This window comes from Kribbella pratensis (genome assembly GCF_004366075.1).
In the GTDB taxonomy this organism is placed as follows: Bacteria; Actinomycetota; Actinomycetes; order Propionibacteriales; family Kribbellaceae; genus Kribbella; species Kribbella pratensis.
Genome location: NZ_SODU01000007.1, coordinates 1 through 26,628 on the forward strand (window position 1 = coordinate 1; position 26,628 = coordinate 26,628).

Annotated in this window: 25 protein-coding genes; 21 read left to right on the plus strand and 4 right to left on the minus strand. The window is 69.0% G+C overall.

Annotated elements, in window-relative coordinates:
• Window positions 1–825: 825 nt before the first annotated feature.
• Genes EV137_RS40120 through EV137_RS40130 form a run of 3 tightly spaced genes read left to right on the plus strand, consistent with a single transcriptional unit; the run spans window position 826 to window position 3,410 of the window.
• The gene (locus tag EV137_RS40120) at window positions 826–1,572 is read left to right on the plus strand and encodes a hypothetical protein (protein ID WP_134133411.1); all 747 of its coding nucleotides are present in this window, start codon (window positions 826–828) and stop codon (window positions 1,570–1,572) included.
• On the plus strand, window positions 1,569–2,552 hold the full coding sequence (locus EV137_RS40125) for a hypothetical protein (protein WP_238175880.1): 984 nt from the start codon (window positions 1,569–1,571) through the stop codon (window positions 2,550–2,552). Before EV137_RS40120 ends, EV137_RS40125 begins: the two co-directional genes overlap by 4 nt.
• A 3-nt stretch (window positions 2,553–2,555) precedes the next feature.
• Complete coding sequence (locus EV137_RS40130; protein WP_134133412.1) at window positions 2,556–3,410, plus strand: CHAD domain-containing protein; 855 nt, start codon at window positions 2,556–2,558, stop codon at window positions 3,408–3,410.
• Window position 3,411: 1 nt separating this feature from the next.
• On the opposite strand, the gene EV137_RS40135 is transcribed toward EV137_RS40130, so the two are convergent.
• A complete protein-coding gene (locus tag EV137_RS40135) occupies window positions 3,412–4,563 on the minus strand; it encodes a DUF1015 family protein (protein ID WP_134010456.1) in 1,152 nt (383 codons plus the stop codon).
• A 24-nt stretch (window positions 4,564–4,587) separates the two neighbouring features.
• On the opposite strand from EV137_RS40135, the gene EV137_RS40140 reads away from it, so the two are divergent.
• From EV137_RS40140 to EV137_RS40215, 17 genes are all read left to right on the plus strand, one after another.
• A complete protein-coding gene (locus EV137_RS40140) occupies window positions 4,588–5,694 on the plus strand; it encodes an HAD-IIA family hydrolase (protein ID WP_134133414.1) in 1,107 nt (368 codons plus the stop codon).
• 159 nt (window positions 5,695–5,853) lie between these two features.
• Window positions 5,854–6,372: a polyhydroxyalkanoate synthesis protein PhaF gene (locus EV137_RS40145; RefSeq protein WP_134010460.1), complete on the plus strand. Its 519-nt coding sequence runs from the start codon at window positions 5,854–5,856 to the stop codon at window positions 6,370–6,372.
• 1 nt (window position 6,373) lies between these two features.
• Entirely contained in the window at window positions 6,374–6,850 is a 477-nt protein-coding gene (locus EV137_RS40150) for a hypothetical protein (protein ID WP_134133416.1), read from the plus strand.
• Window positions 6,851–6,862: 12 nt separating this feature from the next.
• Complete coding sequence (locus EV137_RS40155; protein WP_134133417.1) at window positions 6,863–7,678, plus strand: TlyA family RNA methyltransferase; 816 nt, start codon at window positions 6,863–6,865, stop codon at window positions 7,676–7,678.
• Window positions 7,679–7,687: 9 nt separating this feature from the next.
• On the plus strand, window positions 7,688–8,617 hold the full coding sequence (locus EV137_RS40160) for an NAD kinase (protein WP_134010466.1): 930 nt from the start codon (window positions 7,688–7,690) through the stop codon (window positions 8,615–8,617).
• Window positions 8,617–10,347, plus strand: coding sequence for a DNA repair protein RecN (gene recN / locus EV137_RS40165; protein WP_134133419.1), 1,731 nt, complete (start codon window positions 8,617–8,619; stop codon window positions 10,345–10,347). Before EV137_RS40160 ends, recN begins: the two co-directional genes overlap by 1 nt.
• 110 nt (window positions 10,348–10,457) lie before the next feature.
• The gene (steA, locus tag EV137_RS40170; protein WP_134133420.1) at window positions 10,458–11,639 is read left to right on the plus strand and encodes a putative cytokinetic ring protein SteA; all 1,182 of its coding nucleotides are present in this window, start codon (window positions 10,458–10,460) and stop codon (window positions 11,637–11,639) included.
• Window positions 11,636–12,583, plus strand: a complete 948-nt coding sequence (locus EV137_RS40175) for a copper transporter (RefSeq protein ID WP_134133422.1) — start codon at window positions 11,636–11,638, stop codon at window positions 12,581–12,583. The genes steA and EV137_RS40175 overlap by 4 nt, the downstream gene beginning before the upstream one ends.
• Window position 12,584: 1 nt before the next feature.
• Entirely contained in the window at window positions 12,585–13,394 is an 810-nt protein-coding gene (locus EV137_RS40180; protein WP_134133424.1) for a hypothetical protein, read from the plus strand.
• On the plus strand, window positions 13,373–14,950 hold the full coding sequence (murJ, locus tag EV137_RS40185; protein ID WP_238175881.1) for a murein biosynthesis integral membrane protein MurJ: 1,578 nt from the start codon (window positions 13,373–13,375) through the stop codon (window positions 14,948–14,950). The genes EV137_RS40180 and murJ overlap by 22 nt, the downstream gene beginning before the upstream one ends.
• Window positions 14,947–15,972, plus strand: a complete 1,026-nt coding sequence (locus EV137_RS40190; RefSeq protein ID WP_134133425.1) for a glycosyltransferase family 4 protein — start codon at window positions 14,947–14,949, stop codon at window positions 15,970–15,972. Before murJ ends, EV137_RS40190 begins: the two co-directional genes overlap by 4 nt.
• A gap of 21 nt (window positions 15,973–15,993) precedes the next feature.
• On the plus strand, window positions 15,994–17,739 hold the full coding sequence (gene pyrG, locus EV137_RS40195) for a CTP synthase (RefSeq protein ID WP_134133427.1): 1,746 nt from the start codon (window positions 15,994–15,996) through the stop codon (window positions 17,737–17,739).
• Window positions 17,736–18,386, plus strand: a complete 651-nt coding sequence (locus EV137_RS40200) for an NUDIX domain-containing protein (protein ID WP_134133428.1) — start codon at window positions 17,736–17,738, stop codon at window positions 18,384–18,386. Before pyrG ends, EV137_RS40200 begins: the two co-directional genes overlap by 4 nt.
• Before the next feature lie 97 nt (window positions 18,387–18,483).
• Window positions 18,484–19,401 (plus strand): hypothetical protein, encoded by a 918-nt coding sequence (locus tag EV137_RS40205; protein WP_134133430.1) that lies wholly within the window; start codon window positions 18,484–18,486, stop codon window positions 19,399–19,401.
• 121 nt (window positions 19,402–19,522) lie between these two features.
• A complete protein-coding gene (locus tag EV137_RS42125) occupies window positions 19,523–19,915 on the plus strand; it encodes a hypothetical protein (protein WP_255517883.1) in 393 nt (130 codons plus the stop codon).
• Between the two features lie 5 nt (window positions 19,916–19,920).
• Complete coding sequence (locus EV137_RS40210; RefSeq protein ID WP_255517884.1) at window positions 19,921–22,899, plus strand: GH92 family glycosyl hydrolase; 2,979 nt, start codon at window positions 19,921–19,923, stop codon at window positions 22,897–22,899.
• A complete protein-coding gene (locus EV137_RS40215) occupies window positions 22,899–23,627 on the plus strand; it encodes a peptidylprolyl isomerase (protein WP_134133432.1) in 729 nt (242 codons plus the stop codon). The genes EV137_RS40210 and EV137_RS40215 overlap by 1 nt, the downstream gene beginning before the upstream one ends.
• Here the strand turns inward: EV137_RS40215 and EV137_RS40220 are convergent.
• Window positions 23,610–24,218, minus strand: coding sequence for a hypothetical protein (locus EV137_RS40220; RefSeq protein WP_134010487.1), 609 nt, complete (start codon window positions 24,216–24,218; stop codon window positions 23,610–23,612). The genes EV137_RS40215 and EV137_RS40220 overlap by 18 nt on opposite strands.
• Before the next feature lie 28 nt (window positions 24,219–24,246).
• Between EV137_RS40220 and EV137_RS40225 the strand changes: the two genes are divergently transcribed.
• Window positions 24,247–24,666 (plus strand): cupin domain-containing protein, encoded by a 420-nt coding sequence (locus EV137_RS40225; RefSeq protein ID WP_134133433.1) that lies wholly within the window; start codon window positions 24,247–24,249, stop codon window positions 24,664–24,666.
• A 9-nt stretch (window positions 24,667–24,675) separates the two neighbouring features.
• Here the strand turns inward: EV137_RS40225 and EV137_RS40230 are convergent, their stop codons facing one another.
• Together EV137_RS40230 and EV137_RS40235 are read right to left on the minus strand one after the other, a co-directional pair.
• A complete protein-coding gene (locus EV137_RS40230; protein ID WP_134010491.1) occupies window positions 24,676–25,371 on the minus strand; it encodes a DUF4386 family protein in 696 nt (231 codons plus the stop codon).
• Between the two features lie 129 nt (window positions 25,372–25,500).
• Complete coding sequence (locus EV137_RS40235) at window positions 25,501–26,325, minus strand: LLM class F420-dependent oxidoreductase (protein ID WP_134133451.1); 825 nt, start codon at window positions 26,323–26,325, stop codon at window positions 25,501–25,503.
• Window positions 26,326–26,628 lie beyond the last annotated feature (303 nt).

A 26,628-nucleotide genomic window follows, 5' to 3' on the forward strand; every position in this document is an offset into this window, starting at 1 on the left:
GTACTGCGACCGGGAGGTCGTGGGAGAGTAGGACGCCGCCGGACATTCACACTGTTAAGGGCCACCCCGCGAGGGGTGGCCCTTAACATTTGTGGAGGGTCGGCGGCCGCCGACCAGGACGTCACCTCCCGCTGCGGGCGCGGTAACGTTTGTCCGATTACTGCTCTTCAGCATCGTTAGGAGTCACCGTGGCCACGCCACCTCGCAATCCTCGGTCCGGTTCAGGGGACCGACGCGGTTCGTCCGGAGGGGCGGGCCGCTCAGGCGGGTCCGGTGGTGGACGCTCGGACTCGGGTCGTTCGAACTCGTCCGGCCGTTCGGGCTCCGGCGCCGGCCGTTCGGGCTCTGGAGCGGGTCGCTCGGGCTCGGGTGGCGGTCGTTCTGGTTCTGGATCCGGTTGGACCGGCTCCGGGACCGGTCGTGGTGGTTCCGGGTCGGGTCGTTCTGGCTCTGGCTCTGGCGCTGGCCGTTCTGGTTCTGGAGCGGGGCGTGGCGGATCCGGTGCTGGTGGCGGTAGCCGCGGAGGTTCTGCGGGTCGTAGTGGTGGGGCGCCGAGTCGGCGGAGCGGGATTGCCGGTGGGCGTTCGGGTGGCTCGGGCAGTTCGTCGTACCGGGATGAGAGTTCTTCCGAGAACAGGCGGGGGTTTGTCGGTTCTCGAGGTGATGACAAGTCTGCGCGGGACCCGTTCGGAGGTCAGATGTCCGGCCAGGGTGGGCGGGACGATCGGTCTGGTGGGTACCGGCGCGATGATCGGGGCGGTTCGGGGCGCGGGCCTGGTGCGGGACGCGGCGTAGCCGGCTCCCGGCGAGACGACCGCGGCGGTCGTGACGACCGGGGTCGTGATGACCGCGGTGGCTTCCGGCGTGACGATCGCGGAGGCGATGACCGCGGCGGGTACCGGCGGGATGACCGTGGCGGTGCTGGCGGTGGTGGGTATCGGCGTGACGATCGCGGCGGTGACGACCGCGGCGGGTTCCGTCGTGATGAGCGCGGTGGTGAGCGCGGTGGATACCGACGCGATGACCGTGCGGACGGCGGACGCGATGATCGCGGACGTGACGACCGCGGCGGGTACCGGCGTGACGATCGCGGGGGCGATGACCGCGGCGGGTATCGGCGGGATGACCGTGGTGGCGCTGGCGGTGGTGGGTATCGGCGGGATGATCGTGGTGGTGAGCGTGGTGGGTTCCGGCGGGATGAGCGGTCGGGGGACGACCGTGGGGCTCGGCGGGATGAGCGTGGGGATTCTCGTGGGCGTGGGCCTGTTCGGGCCGGTGGGCCTGGGCGGGGCGAGCGTGCTCCGTTCCGGCGGGATGACCGGGGAGACTCGCGTGGGCGTCCGGCCGGGGATGCGCGTGGGCGTTCCGGAGGTCGGGACGAGCGTGGTGGCTTCGAGGGTCGCGACGAGCGGCGCGGGTCCGGTGGGCGTGACGAGCGGCGCGGGGCCGGTGGGCGTGATGACCGGCGGGGTGGGCCTCGTCGGGAGGATCGTGAGGAGAGGGTTGGGCCGCGGCGCGATGATCCGAAGATTCCGGAAGGGATCACGGGAGCCGAACTCGACCGTGGGGTGAAGGCTGAGCTGCGGTCCTTGCCGCGGACGTTGGCGGACCTGGTGGCGCAGCATCTGGTGGCGTCGGGGCGTTTCCTCGACGACGACCCGGAGCTCGCGTACCAGCACGCCCGGACCGCGCGGCGGTTGGCGGCTCGGCTCGGTGGTGTGCGGGAGGCTGTGGCGATCACGGCGTACCTGGCTGAGCACTACGACGAGGCGCTCACCGAGTTCCGTGCCGTACGGCGGATGACGGGTAACCACGAGGTCATCGCGATGATGGCCGACTGTGAGCGGGCGCTCGGGCGGCCGGACAAGGCGCTGGCGCTGACCAAGGACAAGCACGTTCATGACGTGTCGGAGGCGACGCAGGTCGAGCTGCTGATCGTGGCGGCCGGGGCGCGGCGTGACAAGGGTCAGACTGCGGCGGCGGTGCAGATGCTCGAGGTGCCGGAGCTGACGAAGCGGACGCGGGCCGAGTGGCTGCCGCGGCTGCGGTACGCGTATGCCGATGCGTTGGCGGAGGCTGGGCGGACCGATGACGCGCTCGTCTGGTTCCACCGTGCGGCCGGCGTCGACGGTGACGGTGTGACGGGTGCGGCCGAGCGGGCTGCCGAGCTCGAGGGCCTCGAGTTCACCGACCTCGACGAGGACGACACGGTTGTCGATGACGAGTACTTCGAGGACGAAGACACCGACACAACCTCGGAGGTGGCCGCTGAGGACGTGGACATCGACGTGGACACCAACGACGTGGACACCGACGACGTGGACATCGACGAGGTGGACGACGCCGACGAAGACGCCGACGAAGAGACCGGCACAACCACGGACGTGGCCGCTGACGACGCGGTTCTGGACGTGGACACCGACGAGGTGGACGACGCCGGCGTGGACGACGCTGGCGTGGACGACGCCGGGGGCTTCGGTGAGGTTGGTCGCGAGGGTGACGAGGGTGTTGGGGAGATGACGGGCGGGGAGTCCAAGGGCGACGGGGAGTAGGGCGTGGAGGGCGCGGCGGGGGACCAGCCGGTTGGGGTGTTGGTGGGGACCGCGCTGGCCAAGGGGGCGCGGCGACTCGAGAAGTCTGTCGGGATGGTGGAGAACGCCGAGGACGACGCGATCCACCAGGTACGGGTGTCCTGCCGGCGGTTGCGGAGCGATCTGAAGCTGTTCCGCAACCTGCTGGCCGGCGACTGGGCGACCGAACTGCGAGCCGACCTGGCCGCGCTCGCGCAGGCGTGCGGTGAGGCCCGGGATCTCGAGGTGATCGCGGCGCTCGTCCGCGAAACCGCCACCAGCGAGGACAACCAGGAACACGTCGACACGATACTCACCACGCTCACCCTCGGCCTGGAACGCGCCGCGGCCCGCTCCGCAGAGGTGGTCCTGGGAGAGTCCACCAAGGACCTGCTCACCACCATCGAGGCCGTCGCAGCAGCTCCCGACCTCAACGCCAAGGCAGAAAGGCCCTGCAGCGAGGTACTACCGCAGCTCCTCCGGTCCGCCACTGAGAAGTTCACCCAGGCAGCTGACAAGCTCAAGCCCTGGACCCCGGACGACGACTGGCACGAGGTACGGCTCCTGGCGAAGCGTGTCCGGTACGCCGCCGACACGAGCGCCGTCGTACTCGGTGACGAAGCACGGACGACCGCAGCGCACGCAGCGACATACCAAGACCTCCTGGGACAGCACCAGGACAACTGCGCTGCAGCTGACGCTCTAACTGCCATGGCTGTCGACGCAGCAGCTCAGGACGACCCAGAGCTCTCCTTCACCCTCGGACGGCTCACCGAGCGCCACCGGGCCGCTCGCAAGCCCCTGCGCGAGCAGTTCCTCAGCCTCTACCACCGCCCCTGACTCAGAGCGTCCGGAACAGCAGCCCTACCCGCGGCTTCGGGCCGAACGAGGTGGCCTTCTGTGGCAGTACGACGCCTTGCGCGGCCGAACGCAGTACCTGGTCCATCCGGGGCGCTGCGAGCTCCACAACAACCTGCTGAGGGCCAGCCAGCGCCAGTGCGTCTGACAGCGTGTGGTGGAAGGTGAGGTCGTCCTCGACCACACCCCACGCCGGAAACAGCACCTCATGCAGCAGCGCGACCGTAGGCGTCTCGGAATCAGTGTGGAGAGTCAGCCAGCTGGAGCCGTCCGTGATCGAGATGCGGTCCGGATCGCCCTCCACTCGACCAGGCTGCATCTGCCAGCCAGCCGGCGTACGTGACTGCACTGTCATCAGGTCCAGACCTGGTACGACGCGGTGGATCGGGTCCAGCGTCAGTGGGTGCCGGATGTAGTCGACCAGCATCGCCAGACCGGCCTCTGCGGTCTGCCGGTACGGCTCGCGTAGCTGGCGCTCCAGGTACGCCGCATACCGGTGATGACCGTCTGCGATGACCGCCTCGTGTTTGGCCAGCTCCAGCTCGATCGTCGCCAGCACCTCTGGGTCGTCGATCCGCCAAATGCGGTGCTCGGCGCCGTTGTACGTCTCAGCCTCCACCCAGGGCTCACCGGACCGTGCCGCGTCCACAGCATCACTTGCCGCGCCACCGTCGGCGTACGCGAGCAGAATCGGCTCCAGATCGGCGTCTGTCGCCTCCATCAGCTGCAGCCGGTCCTCGACCCAATGCGGCATCACCTCCTCGTGCGGGAGCACTACTTGCCGCGTCGGGTCCAGCCGCAGCGAGCCGACCAGTCCGCACAGTACGGCGCTGCCCAGGCGCTGCTCATACACGTACAGCGCGGGACGCTCGTCCTGCACCACCACACCGTCGCGCTGCCACCTTGCGAGCCGGTGCGCGGGTTCGTCGTACCGGCCGCGACCGAGGTCCGGATCGCGTGGAAGGATGAGCCTCACCATGTTGTGCAGATCAGAATCAGTCAGCCGCCGGACGATGGCGGGTTCCAGCACGTCGTACGGCGGTGAGGTGACGGCGCCGAGCCCGCTGACCTTGCCCGCCACGAACCGCCAGGCACGCAACGGGTCGAGTCTCAGCACCCCCCGAGGATCCAGCATGCGCGGAATCGTACGGGGTGAAGCGTGAGCGCGAAACGCACAGCGCCGCAGCCGCTCTCGGCGTGTGACGAACGGCTCGCGACCCGGTACGACGTGGCGCTGCTGGACCTCGACGGCGTGGTGTACGTCGGGCCGGATCCGGTCCCGGACGCGCCGGAGTACCTCCGCAAGGCCGCCAAGGAAGGCATGCGGATCGGGTACATCACCAACAACGCGAGCCGGCCGGCGGGGATTGTTGCCGAGCACCTCGCGTCGTTCGGGCTGGACGTGATCGCCGAGGACGTGGTGACGTCGGCGCAGGCGGCGGCGAAGCTGATCGCGAGCGAGTTCCCGAAGGGGTCCCCGGTGCTCGTGGTCGGCGGCGAGGGGCTGTTCGTCGCGCTCGAGGAGTACGGGCTGACGCCGGTGCGGACCAGTGACGCGCGGCCGGTCGCCGTCGTGCAGGGCTTCCACCCGGATGTGAACTGGGTGATGCTCGCCGACGGCGCGCATGCGATCCACGAGGGCGCGAAGTGGTTCGCGACCAACCTCGACCTGACGATTCCGACCGCGGCCGGCAAGGCGCCGGGGAACGGCACGCTGGTGCAGGCGGTCCGGGCCGCGGTCGACGTGGACCCGGTCGTTGCCGGGAAACCCGAGCCGCCGCTGCTGGAGACGAGCATCGAACGGCTGGAAGCCAAGCGCCCGTTGATGATCGGGGACCGGCTGGACTCCGACATCGAGGGTGCGAACGCGGTCGGGATCGCGAGTCTGTGGGTGGCGACCGGCGTCAACGACCCGTACGACCTGGCGCGGGCGCCGAAGCACCAGCGTCCGACGTACATCGCCGCAGGTCTCGGGGCGCTGGCCGAGAAGCAGCCCGGGGTGACGGTCAACGGCTCGAAGCACACGTCGGCCGGGTGGACCGCCGAGGTCGTGAACAACGCGGTCACGGTGAAGGGCGAGGGAGCGCCGTACGACGGACTTCGCGCGATCCTGTCCGCGGTCTGGGCCGCCGTCGACGCCCCCGCCGAGCCCACGAAGCCGGCCAAGCCCACCGCCCGCGGCCGCCGGCCTCGCCCGAAGCCCGCGCCGACGGCCGACGACATCGCCCTGGACGCGGCCCTCCACCGCGTCGGCCTCGACAAGTAGCCCCCTGAGTCGGAGGGTTGCCCCCTGAGATTCTCAGTGGGCAACCCGGTAGCTGAGTGGGTGCCCACCGAGTTGGAGGGTTTGCGCGTCGGGGCGCCGGGGGGTGGTGTTGGGGCGGGGAGGCGATACCGTTGCTGGGAACGATGCTAGGAGGCAGTCATGGTGATGGACGCACTGCGCGGCTACGTACAGCTGGCGAACGGGTTGACCGAGGTCACCAAGCAGAAGGCCCTGGCGGCTGCGAAGGCGTTGCTGCAGCAGACCGGGGCGGACGCGCTGACGACGAAGGCGAGTGACCTGGCCGACGAGATCGTTGCCACCAGCAAGAGCAACCGCCAGCTGCTGCAGGCGATCGTGTCGAACGAGGTCGAGGGTGCGGTCGCACGGCTCGGATTCGTCCGCTCCGAGGAGGTCGCGGCGCTGACCCGTCGGGTCAAGACCCTGGAGACCGAACTCGCCGAAGCGCGCGCTGCCGCTACGCCGGCGGCCGCTGCACCCGCCGCCGCACCGGTCGGTGACGCGCTGCTGGAGGACGGACCGGGCCCGGTTCCCGCGGCGAAGAAGGTCGCGGCGAAGAAGGCTGCCACGAAGAATGCGGCCAAGGCGGCACCTGCGAAGCAGGCAGCTGTCAAGGGCGCCAAGAAGGCTCCGGCCAAGAAGACGGCGAAGAAGGCCTGACATGACCGAGCATCCCGGCGAGCAGTTCCCACCGGACGTGGACCCAGACGTCGAGCCTGCCTTCGACCCGTACCAGTCCGAGGAGACGCAGGCGCATCCCGACTACGACACCGAGCCCGGTGCCCAGGACACGGCGCAGGACACGGCGCAGGACACGGCCGAGGAGACAGCCCAAGAGACGGCGGAGCACGTGGATCCGGCCGCGGTCGAGTTCGGCCCGGAGTTCGCGCGCGCTCCCGGCCAGGAGTACGAGCACTCCTTCGAGGCAGGCTCCGCCGAGGACCCGGCGTACGAGGACCCGGCAAGCGACGATTCGACCGAGGAAGGCGGTCATCCGCTGGTCGAGGAGACCATGGCTCGGCTGGACGAGCTGCGGGAGAAGCCGGTGAGTGAGCACGGTGAGGTGTACGCCGACCTGCACGAGCGGCTGCAGACCGCCTTGGTCGAGGCCGACGCCGAGCAGGGCGACCGGAACTAGCGGAAGAGCCGAGTGGCCAAAGGAGTCAAGCGGTCGCGGCTCGATGCCGAGCTGGTACGGCGTGGGCTCGCGCGCTCCCGTGAGCACGCGAGCGAACTGATCGCGGCCGGCAAGGTGAAGGTCTCCGGGACCGTTGCCGGCAAGCCCGCGACCGGAGTGGGTGCGGATGCCCCGATCGTTGTCGACACGTCCGAGCACGAGGACCCCGGCTACGCGAGCCGTGGCGCGCACAAGCTGATCGGCGCCCTCGAAGCGTTCCCAGCTGTCCAGGTCAAGGGCCGCCGTGCGCTCGACGCCGGTGCGTCCACCGGCGGATTCACCGACGTACTGCTGCGCAACGGGGCGGCGCACGTGATTGCCGTCGACGTCGGGTACGGCCAGTTGGTGTGGGCGTTGCAGACCGACGAGCGGGTCACCGTGATGGACCGGACCAACGTCCGGACGCTGACGCTCGAGGACATCGGCGGTGAACCGGTGGATCTCGTGGTCAGCGACCTGAGTTTCATCTCGCTCACGCTCGTGCTGCCGGCGCTGCTGGGCGTGGTGAAGCCGGACGGCGAGCTCGTCCTGATGGTGAAGCCGCAGTTCGAGGTCGGCAAGGAGCGGCTCGGCAAGGGCGGCGTGGTCCGCGACCCCGAACTACGGGCCGAGGCGGTCCGGAATGTCGCCGCCAAGGCACAGGCCCTGGGCTGGGGAATCGAAGGCGTAGCGGCCAGCCCGTTACCTGGACCGTCAGGAAATGTCGAATACTTCCTGTGGATACGCCGGGAAGCACCGCCCCTCGATGAGACGATGCTGCTGACCGCCATCGAGCGCGGACCGCAATAAGGAGGCAGGGTGGCTGAGCAGGAGCCGCGGCGCGTGCTGCTGGTGACGCACACCGGCCGCGAGGAGGCCGTCGAGGTTGCCCGCGACGCGCACCGGTTGCTGACCGACGCCGGGATGCAGGTCCGGCTGCTCGGCGGCGAGGCCGAGGAGCTCAAGCTCGACCCGGTGGAGATCGTCGACGACCCGGACAAGGCGGCGAACGACGTCGAGCTGATCATGGTGCTCGGCGGCGACGGCTCCATCCTGCGCGGCGCCGAGCTCGCCCGCCCGCACGGTACGCCGGTGCTCGGCGTGAACCTGGGCCACGTCGGGTTCCTGGCCGAGGCCGAGGTCGACGACCTGGAGCGGATCGTCCAGGTCGTGGTGGACCGCAGCTACACGGTCGAGGAGCGGATGACGCTGGCCGTCGACGTACGGCTGGACGACGAACTGATCTTCGAGACCTGGGCGCTGAACGAGGCGAGTGTCGAGAAGGCTGCCCGGGAGAAGATGCTCGAGGTCCTGGTCGAGGTCGACGACCGCCCGTTGTCCCGCTACGGCTGTGACGGCGTCGTGGTGGCGACGCCGACCGGGAGTACGGCGTACTCCTTCTCCGCGGGCGGACCGATCGTCTGGCCCGAGGTCGAGGCGATCCTGATGGTGCCGCTCAGCGCACACGCGTTGTTCTCCCGGCCGATCGTGGTGGCGCCGACGTCGCGGCTGTCGATCGAGCTGGTCCCGTCCTGGCACGGGCGCGGCGTGTTGTGGTGCGACGGCCGGCGGATGGTCGAGGTGCCGCCCGGCGCCGAGATCCAGGTACGGCGGGGTTCGACGCCGGTCCGGCTGGCCCGGGCCCACGAGGCGCCGTTCACCGACCGGCTGGTGGCGAAGTTCGACCTCCCGGTGCTCGGCTGGCGTGGGGCCGCCGAGCGCAAACGCAACGGCCAACAGGAGACATAGTGCTTTCGGAGATCCGCATCACCGGGCTGGGCGTGATCGAGGACGCGACGTTGGACCTCGACCCGGGCTTCACCGCGGTCACGGGTGAGACCGGTGCCGGCAAGACGATGGTCGTGACCGGCGTGAACATGCTGCTGGGCGGCCGCGCCGACAGCGGTCTGGTGCGGCACGGGACGCGGCGGGCGCGCGTGGAGGGCCGCGCGAGCGCCGTACCGCGGGCGATCGTCCAGCAGGCCGAGGACCGTGGCGGCGAGCTGGACGACGACGAGCTGCTGATCGCGCGCGAGCTGTCGTCGGAGGGCCGTTCGCGAGCGTTCCTCGGCGGCGCGTCCGTCCCCGTCTCCGTGCTGGCCGAGGTCTCCGGAGACCTTGTCGCGATCCACGGCCAGGCGGACCAGTGGCGGTTGCTGCAGCCGGCGCGGCAGCGCGAAACGCTGGACACCTTTGCGGGCAAGGCGGTTCTGGTGCCGCTGCAGGAGTACGCCGCCGCGTACAAGCGGCACCGTGAGGTCGAGGCCGAGCTGACCGAGCTGACCACCCGCGAGCGTGATCGCCTCGCCGAGGCGGACCTGCTGCGGTTCGGCCTGAACGAGGTCGCGAAGGCGGAGCCGTTGCCGGGCGAGGACAGCGAGCTCGCCGCCGAGGAAGATCGCCTCGCGTACGCGGACGGTCTGCGTACGGCGGCCACGAACGCGGCGGATGCGCTGGCGTCGGAGGATCTCGACTCCACCCGGCCGAACGACGTACTCGGCCTGCTGGCGTTGACGAAACAGGTCCTTGACGGTGAGCGCGAGCACGACGCGAAGCTCGCGGAGCTGGCCGACCGGGCGGGCGAACTCGGCTACCTGGCGGCTGATCTGGCTCAGGAGCTCTCGTCGTACGCCGCCGATGTCGACACCGATCCGGCACGGCTGGCTGTGGTGAGCGAGCGACGTGCGTTGCTCACCAACCTGATTCGCAAGTACGGCGCTGAGCACGGCACGGTCGACGAGGTCATCGAATGGACCAAACGGTCGGCCGAGCGGCTCGCCGAACTCGACGGCAGCGACGAGCGCGTCGAGCAGTTGACGGCCGAGCTGGCCGAGCTGGACGCGAAACTCGCGGACCTGGGCCGCCAGATGCGGGAAGCACGGATCGAGGCGGCCGCACGGCTCGGCGTCGCGGTGTCCGAGGAGCTGACCGGGCTGGCGATGCCGCACGCGAAGCTGTCGGTCGAGGTGCACGAGACCACGGCCGGACCGTTCGGGATCGACGAGGTCGAGTTCTGCTTCGCGGCGAACCCGGGGAGTCCGGCGCGCCCGCTGCAGAAGGCGGCGTCCGGTGGTGAGTTGTCGCGGGTGATGCTCGCGCTCGAGGTGATCCTGTCGGACACGCACCCCGTGCCCACGCTGGTGTTCGACGAGATCGACGCCGGGATCGGCGGCCGCGCGGCGGTCGAGGTCGGCAAGCGGCTGGCCCGGCTGGCGGAGAAGACCCAGGTGATCGTAGTGACGCACCTGCCGCAGGTCGCGGCGTTCGCGGACCGTCATGCCGTCGTGCTGAAGAGCGACGACGGATCCGTCACCACCAGCGGCCTGATCGCGCTCGACGACGACGCCCGGCTGAAGGAACTCTCCCGGATGATGGCCGGCCTGGAGAACTCCGACGCCGCGCAGGCGCACGCCGAGGAGCTGCTCGCACTGGCCGCCGAGCGGCACAAACCGCGCCGGAAGAGTCGTTCCAAAGGATGATTTTGACGCCCCGATTCACCCATAGTCACCGTTAATTCGATGCGTGAACAAGGGCCGGGCCGGGTAAATGGCCCGGGAAGGGGCTCTTGACATGGCAGGATGAGGGTGCGATGAAACTGCCCAGCCTGCGGAGAGCACGACCCACTGAACTACCCGGTGTCACCGGAGTGGTCCGGCTGGATCGACGTACCAAGAATCTCACCAAACGGCTCAAGCCGGGTGAGATCGCCGTCATCGACCACGTCGACCTGGACCGCGTCAGTGCCGAGGCGCTGGTCGACTGCCGGGTCGCGGCGGTGGTGAACGTCGCCGACTCGATCAGCGGGCGGTACCCGAACCTCGGTCCGGAGATCCTGGTCGAGGCCGGCATCCCGCTCGTCGACGGCGTCGGCCGCGAGGTCTTCTCGATCCTGCACGAGGGCGAGCAGGTCCGGCTCGACGACGCCACGCTGTACCGCGGCCACGAGGCGGTCGCGAAGGGCATGGCCCAGGACAGCAAGTCGGTCGCGGAGCTGATGGACGACGCCCGCTCCGGGCTGTCCGCCCAGCTCGAGGCGTTCACCGCGAACACGCTCGAGTACCTGCGTCGCGAGAAGGACCTGCTGCTCGACGGTGTCGGCGTACCGGCGATCCACACGCCGATGGAGGGCAAGCACGTCCTGATCGTCGTCCGCGGGTACGACTACCGCGAGGACCTGGTCGCGCTGAAGCCCTACATCCGCGAGTACCGGCCGGTGCTGATCGGGGTCGACGGCGGTGCGGACGCGCTGGTCGAGAACGGGTTCGTCCCGGACCTGATCCTCGGCGACATGGACTCGGTGAAGGACGAGACCCTGAAATGCGGCGCCGAGGTGGTTGTGCACGCGTACCGTGACGGCCGTGCGCCGGGGGCCGAGCGGCTCGAGCGGCTCGGCGTGGAATCGATCGAGTTTCCGGCCACCGGCACCAGCGAGGACATCGCGATGCTGCTGGCCGACTCCAAGGGCGCCTCGCTGATCGTCGCGGTCGGCACCCACAACTCGCTGGTGGAGTTCCTCGACAAGGGGCGCCCCGGCATGGCGAGCACGTTCATCACCCGGTTGCGGGTCGGTGCCAAGCTGGTCGACGCCAAGGGCGTCTCCCGGCTGTACCGCAGCCGGGTCTCGACGTTCCAGGTGGTCGCCTTGATGGCGGCCGGCCTGTTCGCGGTCGGGGTGGCGATGGTCGCCATCGGGGCCGACGACGTCGTCTGGTCGATCCTGCGGGCGCGCTGGGGCGACTTCGTCTACTGGATCCGGGAGCTTTTCACGTGATCGACTTTCGCTACCACATCGTCTCGATCGTGGCGATCTTCTTCGCCCTGGGCGCCGGTGTGGTGCTCGGCGCCGGACCGCTGAAGAGCACCGGCAAGGATTTCGTCGCGAGCCAGGCCGAGAAGGACCGTCAGCAGCTGTCCGACGCCCGCGCCGAACTGGTGCAGCTGAAGGCGCTCGACAAGTACCGCGACGACTACGTCGCCAAGGTGACCGCCGGGATGACCACCGGCAAGCTGGCGAACAAGAAGATCGCGATCGTCACGATGCCGAACGCCGACAACGACCTGACGAACAGCGTGCAGGACGAGGTGGAGAAGGCCGGCGCCGTCGTGACCACGAAGGTCGCGCTGGACGCGAAGCTGTTCGACACCGGTCAGCGGCAGCTGGTCGAGTCGCTGGTCAACCAGTTGGTCACCGCCGACATGCAGATCCCGACGGACAGTACGACGTACCAGCGGGCCGGGCTGCTGCTGGCCCGCGGGATCGCGGCCAAGGAGGACGGCAAGACCGGCGACGCGGACTCGACCAAGGTGATCAGCGGGATGACCGGCGCGAAGCTGCTGTCGCTGAAGCCGTCGCAGATCAAGGACCGGGCGACGCTGGTCGTCGTGATCGCGGCGAAGCCGCCGACGCCGGTGCCGGACAACTCGACGTACAACGACAGCGTGGACTTCCTGGAGGGCCTGGACACCGGCAGCGCCGGCGTCGTGGTCGCGGGGACGCCGGAGACCGCGGCCGACGGCGGAATCATCAAGGCCTTGCGGAGTGACTCCGAGGCCACCAAGATCGTTTCCTCGGTGGACGTGGCCGACATCCCCGCCGGACAGGCGACCGTTGTCTTCTCGCTGGTCGAGCAGGCGGAGGGCAAGGCGGGGCAGTACGGCGCGATCAACGCGAAGAACGGCGTCGCGCCGTCGGCCGTACAGACGAAGGACAACTGACGTGGGAATTCTGAGCGCCGCCATCGCGGCGGCCGCTACTGCCGGGCTCGAGCGTGCGGCGGAGAAGCTGCCGAAGGAGACTCGGCAGCCGTTCGAGCGCACCAACCATCGCGGTGAGTCGGTGACGCTGCTCGAAGGTCCGGTGGCGCTGCTCGGTGCGCTCGCCGGCGTCGCGGTGTCCCGCGGCAGCGGCAAGGTGAAGGCTGCCGCACTGGTGGCCGGCACGGTGTCGGGCGCGGTCGGTGCGTACGACGACCTGCGCGGGACCACGCAGGCGAAGGGTTTCCGCGGTCATCTGAGCGCGTTGAAGCGCGGCGAGGTGACGAGCGGCGCGGTGAAGATCCTCGGGGTCGGCGCGGCCGGTCTCGCGGCCGCCGCGTTGCTGCCGCGGAAGTCGCGCGGCGTGAAGGCCGTCGCCGGGGTCGTTGCCGACGGCGCCTTGATCGCCGGTACGGCGAACCTCACCAACCTCCTCGACCTGCGACCGGGCCGCGCGCTCAAGGCCGTGACGGCCCTGAACGCACCGCTGGCCGTCGTGAACGGTCCGGCCGGTGCCGTCGTCGGCGCTGCCGCGGCGTCCGCCCCGTCGGACCTCGGTGAGCGCTCGATGCTGGGCGACTGCGGCGCGAACGGCCTCGGCGCCATCACCGGTACGGCGCTGGCCGCGTCGCTCCCGCGTCCGTTGAAGACGCTCGTGCTGGCGGCTGTCGTCGGACTCAACCTGGCCAGCGAGAAGGTCAGCTTCACCAAGGTCATCGCCGACACCCCGGTCCTCGACAAGATCGACCAGTGGGGCCGTCGACCCAGGTGAGCAGGCTCGCCCGCGCGGCCCTGGTTGTTGCGGCCGTCACGGTTCTGGCGCGGGTTGTCGGCTTCGGCCGGTGGTTGGTGTTCTCGAAGACTGTCGGCGCGGGCTGTTTGGCTGAGGCCTACACGACGGCCAATCAGCTGCCCAACATTCTCTTCGAAGTGGTCGCCGGTGGGGCGCTGGCGGGGGCGGTCATCCCCGTGCTGGCCGGGCCCGTCGCCCGCGGCGATCGGGCGGCGCAAGGGCGGATCATCGGGGCGTTGCTGTCCTGGTCGTTCGTGCTGCTGGCGCCGGTCGCCTTGCTGGCCTGGGTTCTGGCGGGGCAGTACACCGACGCGATGCTCGACCCCGGCGCCGACTGCGCGAGCTCCACGGCGACCGCCACCAGGATGCTGGCGATCTTCGTGCCGCAGGTCTTCGGGTATGCCGTGGCAGTGGTCGCGACCGCGGTTCTCCAGTCCCACAAGCGTTTCGCGGCCGGTGCCTGGGCGCCGCTGATCTCGAGCCTGGTGGTCGTCGGCACCTACTTCCTGTTCGCCGGCACGGCACCTGACGCGGACTCGGCCTCGCAAGGCGCCACGGATCTGCTGGCCTGGGGTACTACAGCCGGCGTCCTCGCACTAGCCCTCACAGTCCTCGTCCCGATGCTCCTGCTCCGCCTGCCGATCAGACCGACCCTCCGACTGGACCCGGGCGTCGGACCGGTACTGCGGAAGCTCGCACTCGCCGGCCTGGCAGTACTGGTCGCGCAACAGCTCACCTTCGTCGTCACGACGTACCTGGCCAACCACCGTGGTGTGGCAGGCAGCATTGCCGTCTACACATGGGCCAACGCGGTGTACCTCCTGCCGTACGCGGTGCTGGCCGTGCCGATCACCACAGCTGTGTTCCCGCGTCTGGCAGCAGCGTTCGAGGCAGGGGAGGGCTTCGACCGCTACGCCGCGGCGTCCACCCGCGCGGTGATGCTGGCCGGTGGCGCCGGTGCCGCTTTGCTCGTCGGTACGGCGGTACCCGTCGCCAGGATCTTCGCGTACGACGACGGCGCGGTGCAGGAGGCCAAGGCGACCTCACTCGCCAATGGACTCGTCGCATTCGCACCAGCTGCCATCGGGTTCGCCGTACTCATGCATGTCGGCCGGATGCTCTACGCCCGGCACTGCGGGCGCGAGGTGGCCGTAGTGACATCCGCGGCCTGGATACTCGTGGCTGTTGCCGGCGTGGTGCTCACGGCTCGCTGGGACGCAGTACCGGCGCTGTCCGCTGCGATGTCGATCGGCATGGTCGTCGGGGCAGTTGCACTGATCCTCGTCCTGCGTCGCGAGGCCGGACCCGCTGTACTGGCCGGAGTACCACGTGCCCACCTCACTGCACTGGCGGGCGCTGTGCTGGCCGGCGCGGCTGGCTGGGCGGTGGCACTGCCCGCAGGAGACGGTGGAGTCGGCAAAGCAGTGGCGTTCTCCGTCCTCTCCGGGCTCGCCGCCGTCGTCGTGTACGCCGTGGTCGTGCTTGCATTGGATCGCGCGGACGCCCGCGCACTCGTACGACGGGAGAAACCATGAGGATCGGGCTGCTGCTCGCGGAGTCGCGGGGCGGCATCGGGCAGCACGTTGCCTCGCTGGTGCCGCGGTTCGTGAGTGCGGGGCACGAGGTGGTGGTGTGCGCTCCTCCGGGCACGGCCGAGCACTTCGAGTTCGCTCCGGCGACCGTCGTCTCCCAAGCGGCCGGTCTGCGTGACTGCGACGTCGTCCACGCGCACGGCTACCGCGCCGGCATGACCGCGCTACGGGACAGGTCCCGGCTGCGCCCCCTGGTCGTCACCTGGCACAACGCGGTGATCGCGCCAGGACCACGTGGCCTCGTGATGCGGATGGGGCAGCGGCTGGTTGCCAGAGGCGCCGACCTGACCTTGGGCGCGTCCAGCGACCTGGTGGACCTGGCCAAGAGTCTCGGCGCCCGCAACGCGCAGCTGGCACCTGTGGCCGCTCCGGCGATGCCACGGATCCGTGCCCGGCGCGCCGACGTACGGCGGGAGCTGGGGATCGGCGAGCAACCCATGGTGCTCACCGTGGGGCGTCTGGCGCCGCAGAAGGACTACCCGACCTTGCTGTCCGTCGCTGCTCGTGTACACGAGTCGACTCCGGACGCGGTGTTCGTGGTCGTCGGCGACGGACCGCTGCGGGACAACCTGCAGGCGCGGATCGACGCGGAGGAGCTGCCGGTCCGGTTGCTCGGTCATCGCAACGACGTGGCCGACCTGCTGGGTGCGGCCGATGTGTTTCTGCTCACATCGCACTGGGAGGCGCGCGCCCTGGTGCTGCAGGAGGCGATGCAGGTCGGCGTACCGGTCGTGGCCACCGCGGTCGGCGGCGTACCCGAGCTGGTCGGGGACAGCGCCGTACTGGCGTTTCCCGCTGACGCGGACGGGCTGGCGGACGGGGTGCGGGCCGTCCTGGCGGAGCCCGAGACCGCGAACGCTATGCGGACACGCGGCCGGGAGTTGGCGTCCAGATGGATGGACGAGGACGCGGTGGCAAAGAATCTGCTCGACATCTACGCGGGTCTCGTCGCGGCCGGTGGTTGACAAGAGGTAGGCTGGAGACCCGTGGACAGGGCTTCCAATTCGCAGCAGACCAAGCACGTATTCGTCACCGGTGGCGTGGCATCCAGTCTCGGTAAGGGACTGACGGCGTCCAGCCTCGGCAGTCTGCTGACGGCTCGGGGCATCCGCGTCACGATGCAGAAGCTGGATCCGTATCTCAACGTGGATCCCGGCACCATGAACCCGTTCCAGCACGGCGAGGTGTTCGTCACCAACGACGGCGCCGAGACCGACCTGGACATCGGCCACTACGAGCGTTTCCTCGACCGGGACCTCTCCCAGGTCGCGAACGTGACCACCGGCCAGATCTACTCGAGCGTGATCGCCAAGGAGCGCCGCGGCGAGTACCTGGGCGACACGGTCCAGGTGATCCCGCACATCACCAACGAGATCAAGGAACGGATGCTCGCGATGGCGGGCCCCGACGTGGACGTCGTACTGCACGAGATCGGCGGCACTGTGGGCGACATCGAGTCGCTGCCGTTCCTCGAGGCGGCCCGGCAGGTCAGGCACGACGTCGGGCGCGACAACGTGTTCTTCCTGCACATCTCGCTGGTGCCGTACATGGCGCCCAGCGGTGAGCTGAAGACCAAGCCGACCCAGCACTCGGTCGCCGCGCTGCGGTCGATCGGTATCCAGCCGGACGCGATCGTGTGCCGCGCCGACCGGCCGATCCCGGACAGCGTGAAGCGCAAGATCTCGCTGATGTGCGACGTCGACGTCGAAGCGGTCGTGGCCGCGGTGGACGCGCCGTCGATCTACGACATCCCGAAGGTCGTACACGCCGAGGGCCTGGACGCGTACGTCGTCCGTCGGCTGAACCTGCAGTTCCGCGACGTGGACTGGACCCGGTGGGACGAGCTCCTCCGGGTCGTGCACCACCCGAAGGACGAGGTCACGGTCGCGCTGGTCGGCAAGTACATCGACCTGCCGGACGCGTACCTGTCGGTCGCCGAGGCGCTGCGTGCGGGCGGGTTCGACAACGACGCCCGGGTGAACCTGCGCTGGATCGCCTCCGACGAGTGCGCCACGCCCGAGGCCGCAGCCCGGCTGCTCGGCGACGTCGACGCGGTCTGCATCCCGGGCGGGTTCGGGGTGCGCGGGATCGAGGGCAAGATCGGCGCGATCCGGTACGCCCGTGAGCAGGGCATCCCGATCCTCGGGCTGTGCCTCGGCCTGCAGTGCATGGTGATCGAGGTGGCGCGTGACCTCGCCGGTCTCGACCAGGCGAACTCCAGCGAGTTCGACCCGGATGCGGAGCAGCCGGTGATCGCGACGATGGAGGAGCAGAAGCACATCGTCGACGGCTCCGGCGATCTGGGCGGCACGATGCGCCTCGGTCTGTACCCGGCGAACCTGGCCGACGGCTCGATCGTCCGCTCGCTGTACGGCGCCCCGTCGGTGCAGGAGCGGCACCGGCACCGCTACGAGGTCAACAACGCGTACCGGGACAAGCTGGAGACCGCCGGGCTGGTGTTCAGCGGCCTGTCCCCGGACAACGAGCTGGTCGAGTTCATCGAGCTGGACCGCTCCGTGCACCCGTACTTCGTGGCCACGCAGGCGCACCCGGAGCTGCGGTCGCGGCCGACCAAGCCGCACCCGCTCTTCTCCGGGCTGGTTGCGGCCGCCATCGAGCGGCAGCGCGAGTCCCGGCTCCCGGTCGAGGACCCGAAGCCGGTGGCCAAGAAGGCCGGTACTGAGAAGTCCGGTGCAGAGAAGGCCAAGGTCGAGACGGTCAAGGCGCGATGACCGACTACCCGGAGCTCCGGTTCGGCGCCGGGCTGACGGATCGGCCCGAGCGCTGGCCGGTCTCCGCCTCGGAGACCGTGCACGAGACCGGCCGGGTGATCTCGGTACGCCGGGACACCATCGAACCGCCTGTCGGTGAGCAGTTCACGCGGGACGTCGTCGTACATCCCGGAGCTGTCGGCGTGGTCGCGCTCGACGAGAACAACCGGATGCTGCTCGTGCGTCAGTACCGGCACCCGGTCGGCTACAAGCTGCTCGAGGCGCCGGCCGGGCTGCTCGACGTCCAGGGGGAGCAGTACCGCCTGGGCGCCGAGCGTGAGCTGTGGGAGGAGACCGCGACCAAGGCCGCCGACTGGCGGATCCTCGTCGACGCGTTCACCTCACCCGGCCTGACGAACGAGGCGGTCCGGATCTTCCTGGCCCGCGACCTGTCACCGGCGCCGGAGTCGTTCGCGAGGGTGCACGAGGAAGCCGACATGGAAACCGTCTGGGCCCCTCTCGTCGACGTTGTCGGCGCCGCCCTCGCCGGCCACCTCCAGAACCCCATCCTCATCATGGGCGCCCTCGCCGCCTGGACCGCCCTCAACGGCCCCGGCTTCGAAACCCTCCGCCCGGCCGACGCCTCGTGGCCGGCGAAGGATCGCTGACCTGTTGAGACATCGTTACCCGCCCCCCGTGGAGAGTGGCCTGCCTGCTCGCTAGCGTCGCTGAGATGACCGACGGCGAGCGGACGGAGACCGGTTCATGAGCACGTGGCAGCCATCGCCCGGTGCGAAGAGAATCCTCGACAAGCTCGTGGTGAATGTCATCGACGGTGGCGAAGTGATGATCCATCACAACACGGCCGCTGTGTCGTTCGACCCGTCGGCCGGTCCTGTGGGGGCAGCGCGAGACGACGGCTCGATGGTGTTCGACGACGCGGTCGGTCGTGCCTTCGAGACAGCCGCGGAGCGACCTCACTCGCTCACGACCGACGAGGTGACCGAGCTCAGGCACGCGATCCGGGCTGTCACCTTCACGGCGCTGGACAAGCGCCTCGAGGACCGTGCGACCGAAGCGGGCAGACCCCTCCAGATGCGACTTGATGCCGGCAACGCAGCGGATCGGTTCCTGAACGACGGGCTGCGGCACGCGGACTGGGCCATCAACGGCGACCGGATCTGCTACCGGCTCAATCCCGAGCTCGGCACGAGCCTTCGGCAGGTCCCGACGGATGAGCCTGAGCGTCCGGTCGCCCGGGACGCGGCGCTGGCGCTCGCCGCTCAGTACGCGCGGGCGCACGGTGACTGGCCCGACAACGCGGTCAGGAGCTTGCTCAAGGTGCCGCGGGAGCAGGTCTTCGAAAGTGTTGTGGACGCGAAACTGGCAGCGCACCTGCGGGAGAACTTCGAGCCGGCGCGGGACGCGTTGGCGGATCTGCGCGCGCGATTGACCGACGACATCCGCACCGAGTTCCAGCAACTCTCCCAGGAACCGCATCTCGAGACGTCCGAGGTCCAGAGGCGAGTGGCCGCGGTGTGCGAGCGCGTCGACGACTCGGCCCGGACCGTGAAGGAAACCCTCAACGCGGTGGCAGCGCAGCAATCCGGCCGGCCATCGGCCACCGGAGCGCGCAAATCCGCGGCAGAGCGGCCGCACAAGTGGACCAGTTTCGGTCGCTGACCCGGGAGCCGGGGACGTAATCGGCGGTTCCGGAACTACGCGGAGGGGTTGACCGGCTGCGGTCGGTGCGGGTATTTGTTGCTGACAACGATGTCACCCATCCTTGAAGGTTGGTCCGCCCATGCGTCGTTCTGGTGTGTTTCGGCCTGCGCGTTTGCTGCTTGCCGGCGCTGTGCTCGTGGCTCTCGCTCCGCAAGCTCATGCCGTGCCCACGCCGGCGCCGCCCGGCTCCAGCGATCATCCGACGACGGCGACGCCGCCTGATCCGCTGGTTGCTGGTCTGCGCACGCCGGAGGCAGTCGGGAGTAGCCGGATCACCAGTAGTTCCTTGGATCCGACTGAGCAGGTGGATCCGTTGGTGGGTACGTCGAATGCGGGGAACGTGTTTCCGGGGGCCGTTGTGCCGTTCGGGATGTTCTCGTTCAGTCCGGAGACGAGCCGGGGGAATGCTTACCGGACTGCTGCTCCGGGCGGGTACTTGTACTCGGCGAGCAAGATTCGTGGGTCAGCCTGACGCATATGAGCGGCACCGGGTGTGCGGGTGGATCGGGAGACATCCCGATCTTCCCGTTGGCGGGTGAGGTGACGAGTTCGCCGCAGAGTGATGCGAAGGACGAGCTCTACGCGTCGACGTACAGCCATGCGAACGAGGTCGCGAAGCCGGGGTACTACAAAGTCGGTCTGGACTCCGGCGTGACCGCGGAGTTGAGTGCGACCACACGGACCGGGTCGGCGGCGTTCACGTTCCCGGCGGACAAGGCCAAGACGTTGATGTTCCGTACGTCGAACTCCGAGGTCGGGTCCAGTGACGCGCAGGTCGGCATCGACGCGGCCCGTCGCACGGTCAGCGGGTCGGTGACGAGCGGGAACTTCTGCGGCTACCTGGCCGGCGTCGGGCAGCGCAGCTACTACACGCTGCACTTCGTCGCCGAGTTCGACCAGCCTTTCACGAACCAGGGCACCTGGACCGACACCACGGTGACTCCGGGCAGCACGAGCGCTCGCGGCGGTACGACGTACGGCGCCGATGGGTGGATGCCGCCGAACAAGGGATCCGGCGGGTACGTCGGGTTCGACAGCGACAAGGTGACGATGCGGATCGGCATCTCCTACGTGAGCACCGCCAACGCGCTGGCGAACCTGCGCGCCGAGAACCCGCGCGGTACGTCGGTCGCCGTCACGGCCGCGAAAGCCAAGCAGACGTGGCGAAAGCAGCTCCACCGGATCGAGATCACCGGCGGTACGACGGACCAGCGCACCACGTTCTACACCGCGCTGTACCACGCCCAGCTGCACCCGAACGTGTTCAGCGACGTCAACCGTCAGTACTGGGGTTTCGACCAGAAACCGCACTACCTCGCGCGCGGGCAGCAGGCGCAGTACGCGACGTTCTCCGGTTGGGACGTCTACCGGTCGCAGCTGCAACTAGTTACATTGCTCGAGCCCGAGCGCGCCGGAGACATCGCGCAGTCGTTGTTGAACCAGGCCACGCAGAACGACGGCATCTGGGACCGATGGACGCACGCGTCCGGCAGTACGGCGGTGATGACCGGCGACCCGTCCGCACCAGCTGTGGCCGGCATCTACGCGTTCGGTGGTACGAACTTCGACGCCCGCGGCGCACTGCGCTCGCTGGTGAAGGCAGCGACCGTGCCGACCGCGAAGGACCTCAGCTCGGCCGGCAAGCCGGTCATGTCGATCGGGCAGCGCCCGTCGCTGGACAAGTACCTGGCGCTGCATTACATCCCCACGAAGTCCAACGCCTGGGGTGGTGCGGTCGAGACGCTCGAGGACGTGACTGACGACTTCGCCTTGGCTCAGCTCGCGCTCCGGCTGGCTCAGGGGACCGGCGACACGTCGACGTACGAGAAGTTCCTCACCAGGTCGCAGTACTGGCAGAACGTGTTCAACCCGGCCAACGGCGGCTTCATCCAGAACCGGGACGACAACGGCGCTTGGCCGGCTTTCACGCCGTCGACGTACGACGGGTTCGCCGAGGGGAGCAGTGCGCAGTACAGCTGGATGGTGCCGCACAACCGGGCCGGTCTGGTCGACGCGATGGGCGGTACGGACGCCGTGAACCAGCGGCTGGATGCGTTCTTCAAGAACCCGGACGGGACCTGGGCGCTGACCGGTGCGGGCGAACTGCATGCCGAGATGGACAACGAGCCGTCGATCAACACGCCCTGGATCTACAACTACACCGGCCGCCCGTACCAGACGCAGGAGACGTTGCGGCAGGCAATGAACCAGCTGTGGAACACCAGCACCGGTGGGATCCCGGGGAACGACGATCTCGGGGCGATGTCGTCCTGGTACGTGTGGACCGCACTGGGCCTCTACCCGGACGTACCGAGCCGTGCGGAGCTCCAGGTCGCGGCACCCCTGTTCCCGCGGGCGGTGATCCACCGGGACGGCAAGACCATCCGGATCAACGCTCCGGGTGCGGATGCGCAGTACGTGCAGTCGTTGAAGGTGAACGGGAAGACCTCGACCAAGCCGTGGCTTCCGGAGTCGTTCGTGCAGCGTGGTGGGACGCTGGACTTCACACTCGGTATGACGCCCAACAAGACCTGGGGTGCGAAGGACGCACCGCCGTCCTGGCGGACCGGCGAGATCCCGTTCCAGACCTCTACCGACACCAGCCGCGTGGTAATCGCGCCTGGCACTACTAGTGCACCCGTAGCGCTGCAGGCTCACCGGCTGAGCGGTACGGCGCAGGATGTCAGCTACACGTTGAAAACACCTGCTGGTCTCACAGCGACACCTACTACCGGCACGTTCCACGTCGACAAGGTCGGTAGCGCGTCAGTGACGATCACGGCCGCCGCTGGTACGCCGGACGGCCGCTACCCCGTCACAGTGGAGATGAAGGCGGCTGACGGAACCGCCTTGCCACAGGTCGGTTTCACTGTGGTCGTGGGGCAACCGAACTCGTTCTTCGTACTACGTGAAGGCGTGGGCATCTCTGATGACAGCAGCGACCACACCGAGGCGGACTACGACGGCGGCGGCGTCAGCTACTCACGTCAGGCGCTGGCCGCAGCCGGTCTGACCGCAGGCGGCACAGGGACGGTCCAGGGCCTGAGCTTCACGTGGCCCGACGTACCCGCCGGCGACCCGGACAATGTGCCGGCCGACGGACAGCTGCTCAACCTGAACCTGCCCGCCGGTACGACGAAGCTGTCCTTCATCGGCAGCGCGGTCAACGGCAATCAGCAGACGACCGCGACGCTCAACTACGCGGACGGTACGACGTCGCAGATCGACCTGTCCTTCAGCGACTGGACCCTGGGCGGTGGCGGCGACACCCTCCACTACGGCAACGTGATCGTCGCAACCACGCCGTACCGCAACGAGTCCGGCGGCGGAAAGGACAACGTCACCACGCACATCTTCGCCACGGCACCTGTGACGTTGACGCAGACCCCGGTCAGCATCACGCTGCCCGAGAATCGTGACCTAAGACTCTTCACCGTTGCGGGAGGGAATTCTTGATGAGGAAAACCATCGTGATAGCAGCGCTGACAGTGCTGACAGGGGCCAGTCTGCTGGTCGCCACAGCACCGGCCGACGCTGCCGGTACGCCGGGGAGCACCAAAGGACCATGCGGCTACACGGTGACGCCCGACGAGCCGCCTGCCCGTCCGGTGTCGCTACCGCCCGACCCGGAACCCACACCGGACAAGGGGATCGTCAAGGTCGTCGTCGCGACCAGCCAGGGACCGATGCTGCTGTCGCTGGACCGCGCGAAGGCGCCGTGCACGGTGCAGAGCTTTCTGCACCTGGCGAAGAGCCGGTTCTACGACTTCACCACCTGCCACCGGCTCACGCTGTACCCGACGCTGAAGGTGCTGCAGTGCGGTGACCCGAGCGGTACTGGCGAGGGCGGGCCGGGCTACTCGTACAAGGACGAGCTGCCCACCGACCTGCCGAACTGGCCGGACGACCCGACCGGGACGCGGAAGGTGTACGCCCGCGCCACGCTGGCGATGGCGAACGCCGGCCCGAACACCAACGGGTCGCAGTACTTCCTGGTCTTCGGGGACTCGCGGCTGCGGCCGGACTACACCGTTTTCGGTTCGGTCGACCGCCTCGGGCTCGCCACACTCGACCGGGTGGCGGCCGGCGGGATCGCACCGACGCCCGACGACCCGGCACCGGTCGACGGCCCGCCGGTGCGCAGGACCGACATCATCGTCGCGCGGTCACTCGGCTCCCGCTGAACCCACGGCCTCGCCGCCGTCCTCCGCGAGGGCGGCGGCGACCAGCCGGCTGTTCGCGGTGAATTCGCCGGCGGGGATCTTCGGGAGCATGTCGTCCCAGGCGGCGATCATCGCGCCGCGGAGTTGCATCATGCCGAGGGGGCGGGCGAGGAACCACAGGTGGAAGTGCTCGCTGCCGTCACCCCAGCGGCTGAAATGCGTCCGGCCGACGCTGTCGATGCTCTGGATCGCTTTCGCCACGCGCTGGATCATCGAGCCGAGGGTGGCGGTCAGCTCCGGAGGCAGATTGTCGAGGCGGTAGTGCTCGTGCGGCTCCAGGAGCGCGACCAGCGGCAGGCCGGTAGGCTCGAACACCTTCAGCGCCCACTGGTCGTCGCGCCAGATCACGGACCGGTCCGGATCCGCACATTTCAGGCACGGCGGGCCGCCGTCCTCGCCGCGTCGCGGTGGTTCGGGCAGCACGGGATCGGCCAGCGGCACGACCTGGAGGTCGCCTTCGAACGGGAAGAACGGTTCGCCGAGCAACGGTTCGGCCGACACGCGTTCGCCGTACGGAAGCCGCCGGTGGTAGTCGGAGGGCAGATCGGTCATGGACCGCACTCTGCCGGAGAATCGGGGCATGGAACAGAGTCGGATTGTTGCGGCGGAACTCGCCACGCTGCTGGATCTCGAACCGCACCCGGAGGGCGGGTGGTACCGGCAGACGTGGCGCTCGCCGGTCGAGTTCGAGCCAGCGGGGTATGACGGAACTCGTGCCAGCGCGACCGCCATCTACTTCCTACTCGCACCGGGGGAGGAGTCGCGATCGCACCGGGTGCGGTCGACGGAGCTCTGGCTGTGGCACTCGGGCGGGCCGTTGACGTTGGAGTACGACGATCAGACGGTCATCCTCGGTCCGGACGTGCGTGCCGGGCAGCGCCCGCAGGTGGTGATACCTGCGGGCGCGTGGCAGGCGGCCCGGCCCGTGGGTGACGAGGCGGTGCTGGTGTCGTGCATCGTGTCACCGGGCTTCGACTTCGCCGACTTCACGATGCGTTAGACCCTGGCTCTACATCTGCGGGACGATGCCCTCGCCTGCTGTGACCTCCGGGAGGTGTTCGCGGACCATGTAGCCGCCGGCGCAGGCGATCCACACAGCGGAGAGCAGCAACGGGATGCCGGTCATCAGGAAGCCGCCGGCAACGAACGCGCCGTCGGAGGCGAACACACCGAACGAACCGGCGAACGACACCACGGCTGCCAGCAGCGCCAGATACCCGAGCCAGTTCGGCATCAGGTGCGTCCGCATCACACCCAGGCCGGCCGCGGCCAACGGCAGCGCCGCGGCGAAGCCGATCATCGTGGTCATCACCGAGGTGGTCTCGTACATCGCCATCGTCACCCCGGCGTCGCGGCCGTCGATACCGAAAGCGGTCGCACCGGTGAGCGCGGCGTTCACGAAGATCGCACCACCCACCAGCACCGAACCGGCGAGCAGTGCCAGGTGCACGTCACTGCGCTCGTCGCGCTCACGCATCGCCTCGGCGAAGGCGGACGCGAACCAGATCACCAACCCGCCCGCTGCGGCCCACATCAGCGCGCTGGCCAGGATCATGCCGCGGTTGTCGCTCAGCCACGCCGTGATCGTGGTCTGGGAGTCGTCGACGGTCGGTGGATTGCCGGGCAGGAACCTGCCCAGGAGTGCCAGGACGACGAAGGCCAACCCGGCGAAGCCGCCCCAACGCAACTCGTGTCGCTCAGTCATGGGGAAACACCTCCAGTGTGCGCACCACGAAATATGGTGCGTCTACTGCTGATATTCCTCCGCTCCGAGCGGCCGTCAAGAGGGTGCCGTCCGGCGAACAGGCGCGTCGTCGGACGGCAGCGCACACCGCTACTGGAGAACGGTTGCCAACGCCTCGTATCCGGGCAGCAGATCGATGCCTTCATGGCCCAGTTGCTGGATCGCGACGTGGTCCGCGCCGGCGTCCAGATGGGCCTTCAGGCCGGCCGCGATCTCGACCGCGGAGCCGTGCAGCACCATCGCGTCGACGAGCCGGTCGCTGCCGCCGTCGGCGAAGTCGTCGTCGGTGAAACCGAGCCGCTCGAAGTTCGTCGTGTAGTTGCTCAGCTGCAGGTACGGCGCCAAGCGGTCGCGGGCCGTCGCGCGCGCGATCTCCGGATCGGTTTCGAGCACGACCATCTGCTCCGGTGCGAGCAGCACCCCGCCGCCGAGGATCCGGCGCGCTTCCCGGGTGTGCTCCGCGGTGGTCAGGTAGGGGAGCGCTCCCGCCGCCCGCGCACCGGACAGTTGCAGCACCTTCGGCCCGAGCGCGGCCAGCGCCCGCCGGTCGGCCGGCACCTTCGCGTCGTCCAGTTCGTCGAGGTAACCGACGATCGTCCGGTACGGCGACTTGTACTCGCCGGTCGCCTCCCGGTGGCCGATCCCGACGCCGAGCAGGAAGCGCCCCGGGTGCTCCTCCTCCAACCGGTGGTACGACCCCGCGACGTCGGCCGCCGGCGATTTCCACATGTTGACGATGCTGGTGCCGACGGCAACGGAACTCGTTGCGGCCAGCAACACCTCGGCGTCGCGCAGATCGGCCTCGGGCGAGCTGCCCAGCCACAGCGTGCCGTACCCCGCCTGCTCCAGTCCGGCCGCGAGCTCCGGGCCGTAATGCTGGCCGCCGTGCCAGATCCCGTACCGTCCCAGTTCCATCGCCACTGCGTACTCCTTCTCGTCGGACGTCCCTCGGCGGGCAACCCGGGGCGGGCGGGCGCCATTCCACAGCATCCCCGACGGCTACGAATGCCCGTCAATGATCGTTGCCACGTCAGCCGGCCAAGTAGTTGAGAAGTGCATGAAACGACCGGTTCATTTTTGCCGGAATGCTTCCATTGGATTAATGCCGGGGCACTCGCAGAGTGTCGCGTGACGATCAGACCATCCGATCGGCTGGTATGAACCCCGCGGGCTTACACTCGGCAGCGACCTAGCGGCATACCCCTCAACCGCCGGGCC